This window comes from Enterobacter sp. 61D5 (assembly GCF_034107965.1).
Lineage (GTDB): Bacteria > Pseudomonadota > Gammaproteobacteria > Enterobacterales > Enterobacteriaceae > Enterobacter > Enterobacter cloacae_M.
Genome location: NZ_JAWNFK010000031.1, coordinates 1,841 through 4,897, shown reverse-complemented (window position 1 = coordinate 4,897; position 3,057 = coordinate 1,841). Strand labels below are relative to the sequence as shown.

1 rRNA gene is annotated in these 3,057 nt (G+C 52.9%); it reads right to left on the bottom strand.

What is annotated here, in order from left to right:
* Nucleotides 1-40: 40 nt before the first annotated feature.
* Nucleotides 41-2,946, bottom strand: a 23S ribosomal RNA gene (locus UTM25_RS21840).
* Nucleotides 2,947-3,057 lie beyond the last annotated feature (111 nt).

The window sequence follows — 3,057 nt, the reverse complement described above, 5'->3', positions numbered from 1 at the left end:
TCTTCTGTCTCTCTCACCGCCGAAACAGCTTCGGCGTTGTAAGGTTAAGCCTCACGGTTCATTAGTATCGGTTAGCTCAACGCATCGCTGCGCTTACACACCCGACCTATCAACGTCGTCGTCTTCAACGTTCCTTCAGGACTCTCAAGGAGTCAGGGAGAACTCATCTCGGGGCAAGTTTCGTGCTTAGATGCTTTCAGCACTTATCTTTTCCGCATTTAGCTACCGGGCAGTGCCATTGGCATGACAACCCGAACACCAGTGATGCGTCCACTCCGGTCCTCTCGTACTAGGAGCAGCCCCCCTCAATTCTCCAGCGCCCACGGCAGATAGGGACCGAACTGTCTCACGACGTTCTAAACCCAGCTCGCGTACCACTTTAAATGGCGAACAGCCATACCCTTGGGACCTACTTCAGCCCCAGGATGTGATGAGCCGACATCGAGGTGCCAAACACCGCCGTCGATATGAACTCTTGGGCGGTATCAGCCTGTTATCCCCGGAGTACCTTTTATCCGTTGAGCGATGGCCCTTCCATTCAGAACCACCGGATCACTATGACCTGCTTTCGCACCTGCTCGAGCCGTCACTCTCGCAGTCAAGCTAGCTTATGCCATTGCACTAACCTCCTGATGTCCGACCAGGATTAGCTAACCTTCGTGCTCCTCCGTTACTCTTTGGGAGGAGACCGCCCCAGTCAAACTACCCACCAGACACTGTCCGCAACCCGGATCACGGGTCTACGTTAGAACACCAGCCATTAAAGGGTGGTATTTCAAGGTTGGCTCCACGCAGACTGGCGTCCACGCTTCAAAGCCTCCCACCTATCCTACACATCAAGGACCAGTGTTCAGTGTCAAGCTATAGTAAAGGTTCACGGGGTCTTTCCGTCTTGCCGCGGGTACACTGCATCTTCACAGCGAGTTCAATTTCACTGAGTCTCGGGTGGAGACAGCCTGGCCATCATTACGCCATTCGTGCAGGTCGGAACTTACCCGACAAGGAATTTCGCTACCTTAGGACCGTTATAGTTACGGCCGCCGTTTACCGGGGCTTCGATCAAGAGCTTCGCGTTGCCGCTAACCCCATCAATTAACCTTCCGGCACCGGGCAGGCGTCACACCGTATACGTCCACTTTCGTGTTTGCACAGTGCTGTGTTTTTAATAAACAGTTGCAGCCAGCTGGTATCTTCGACTGATTTCAGCTCCACCCGCAGGGGCTTCACCTACATATCAGCGTGCCTTCTCCCGAAGTTACGGCACCATTTTGCCTAGTTCCTTCACCCGAGTTCTCTCAAGCGCCTTGGTATTCTCTACCTGACCACCTGTGTCGGTTTGGGGTACGATTTCGTGTTACCTGATGCTTAGAGGCTTTTCCTGGAAGCAGGGCATTTGTTACTTCAGCACCGTAGTGCCTCGTCATCACACCTCAGCGTTAAAAAGGTACCGGATTTACCTGGAACCTCCGCCTACATGCTTAAACCGGGACAACCGTCGCCCGGCTAACATAGCCTTCTCCGTCCCCCCTTCGCAGTAACACCAAGTACAGGAATATTAACCTGTTTCCCATCGACTACGCCTTTCGGCCTCGCCTTAGGGGTCGACTCACCCTGCCCCGATTAACGTTGGACAGGAACCCTTGGTCTTCCGGCGAGCGGGCTTTTCACCCGCTTTATCGTTACTTATGTCAGCATTCGCACTTCTGATACCTCCAGCATGCCTCACAGCACACCTTCAACGGCTTACAGAACGCTCCCCTACCCAACAACGCATAAGCGTCGCTGCCGCAGCTTCGGTGCATGGTTTAGCCCCGTTACATCTTCCGCGCAGGCCGACTCGACCAGTGAGCTATTACGCTTTCTTTAAATGATGGCTGCTTCTAAGCCAACATCCTGGCTGTCTGTGCCTTCCCACATCGTTTCCCACTTAACCATGACTTTGGGACCTTAGCTGGCGGTCTGGGTTGTTTCCCTCTTCACGACGGACGTTAGCACCCGCCGTGTGTCTCCCGTGATAACATTCTTCGGTATTCGTAGTTTGCATCGGGTTGGTAAGCCGGGATGGCCCCCTAGCCGAAACAGTGCTCTACCCCCGAAGATGAGTTCACGAGGCGCTACCTAAATAGCTTTCGGGGAGAACCAGCTATCTCCCGGTTTGATTGGCCTTTCACCCCCAGCCACAAGTCATCCGCTAATTTTTCAACATTAGTCGGTTCGGTCCTCCAGTTAGTGTTACCCAACCTTCAACCTGCCCATGGCTAGATCACCGGGTTTCGGGTCTATACCCTGCAACTTAACGCCCAGTTAAGACTCGGTTTCCCTTCGGCTCCCCTATACGGTTAACCTTGCTACAGAATATAAGTCGCTGACCCATTATACAAAAGGTACGCAGTCACACCACGAAGGTGCTCCCACTGCTTGTACGTACACGGTTTCAGGTTCTTTTTCACTCCCCTCGCCGGGGTTCTTTTCGCCTTTCCCTCACGGTACTGGTTCACTATCGGTCAGTCAGGAGTATTTAGCCTTGGAGGATGGTCCCCCCATATTCAGACAGGATACCACGTGTCCCGCCCTACTCTTCGAGTTCACAGCCTGTGTGCTTTCGTGTACGGGACTGTCACCCTGTACCGTGCGACTTTCCAGACGCTTCCACTAACACACAAGCTGATTCAGACTCTGGGCTGCTCCCCGTTCGCTCGCCGCTACTGGGGGAATCTCGGTTGATTTCTTTTCCTCGGGGTACTTAGATGTTTCAGTTCCCCCGGTTCGCCTCGTTAACCTATGTATTCAGTTAACGATAGTGCAACGAATTGCACTGGGTTTCCCCATTCGGACATCGCCGGGTCAAAGGTTCATATCACCTCGCCGGCGCTTTTCGCAGATTAGCACGTCCTTCATCGCCTCTGACTGCCAGGGCATCCACCGTGTACGCTTAGTCGCTTAACCTCACAACCCGAAGATGTTTCACTTCTGATTGCGAAAATTTGAGAGACTCGAACACACCATTAAGATGTGTCGTTTCAATTTTCAGCTTGATCCAGATTTTTAAAGAGCAAA